The 1,141-nt window shown below is 70.6% G+C and carries 2 protein-coding genes and 1 pseudogene; all 3 read right to left on the bottom strand.

Going from position 1 to position 1,141, the window contains the following annotated elements; genetic code table 11:
* A partial coding sequence (locus G6016_RS16595) for a TadE family type IV pilus minor pilin (protein ID WP_182633697.1) occupies window positions 1-298 on the bottom strand: 298 nt, incomplete at its 3' end.
* The gene (locus tag G6016_RS16590; protein ID WP_182633698.1) at window positions 298-495 is read right to left on the bottom strand and encodes a DUF4244 domain-containing protein; all 198 of its coding nucleotides are present in this window, start codon (window positions 493-495) and stop codon (window positions 298-300) included. The genes G6016_RS16595 and G6016_RS16590, both read right to left, overlap by 1 nt.
* A gap of 441 nt (window positions 496-936) precedes the next feature.
* A pseudogene (locus G6016_RS16585) lies at window positions 937-1,141 on the bottom strand (type II secretion system F family protein); the annotation flags it as partial.

Below are 1,141 nucleotides of genomic sequence, written 5' to 3'. Positions count from 1 at the left end.
GGCCACGCGCCGGCGCCACCACCACCGCGGTGACCTGACCGCCGCCGGTACTCACCGACACCGACGCGCCCGGCGCAGCCTCCTGTCCGGCCGAACGCCCCTGATCAGCCCCGGACGACGCGGCGACCCGCGCGGCCTCACGCGCGGAATCCACCACCCGGATCTGGGTCAACGCCGCGGCGACCCCGGCGGCGGCGATCGCCACCACGGTGATGAGAGACGCGATGCCCAGTGCCGCCTCGACGGTCACCGAACCGCGCTCACTGTCCGCCGCCCCGCGAGGTCGCCGCGACGTCATCAGACGGAGGTGTTGAGGGCCTGCTCGATGATCCCGCCGAGCGCGTCGGGTATCGAGTCGCCGCTGACCACCGTGTAAAGAACTGCTCCGAAGGCCGCGGCCGCAATCGTCCCCACGGCGTATTCGACCGTGCTCATGCCAGCATCTGCGCTGGCAAATGCCGATAAACGGCGTCCGAGTAGCGTCCGAGCCAGGATTCGGAGCGGGCCGCCCCGCCGTGCTTCCGTCGGCTGCGTCACGACCGGCTCTGCATCGTCAGGCTCCTCGTCGATTGGCTCCTCGTCGTCCGAATCCATGTCGACCAACTCCGCGTCGTCGATATCCGCGTACTCCGGCTCCGCGTCATCCGGCTCAGTGTCATCCGGCTCAGTGTCATCCGGCTCAGCATCGACTAGTGGTGCGTCCTCCTGCTCGACGTCGACCGTGGCTTCTTCTTCCCCGCCGGCCTCGCCGAGCTCCCCCGTTTCCTGCTCGGCCTCGTCCGGCGACTCTCCCTCCTGTTCGGCGATGAGCGAGGCGGTGCCGATCGCGGTCCGGACCGCGCTCGTGGTGGTGCAGTCGATGGTCATCGGTGTTCTCCTTCATTGGTGACCGGGACGGCGATTTCCGCCCCGGAATCCGTGGTGCCGGCGGCGGGGTCACAGCCCGATCCCCGGCAGCATGTCGTCGGCCAGCCCCACCACGACGGGCAGGACTCCCAGACAGACGAAGGCGGGCAGAAAGCACAGGCCGAGCGGTCCCGCCACCAGCACGGAGGCGCGCTCGGCGCGGGCGGTGGCCGCAGCATCGGCCTCCGCGCGAAGCCGGACGGCGGCGTGGTCGAGGGTCGCTCGCACGGAGCCG

The sequence above is a fragment of the Dietzia aerolata genome (genome assembly GCF_014144865.1).
Classification (GTDB): domain Bacteria; phylum Actinomycetota; class Actinomycetes; order Mycobacteriales; family Mycobacteriaceae; genus Dietzia; species Dietzia aerolata.
The sequence above is the reverse complement of the archived record's forward strand: the minus strand, read 5'-3'. Positions and strand labels throughout refer to the sequence as shown.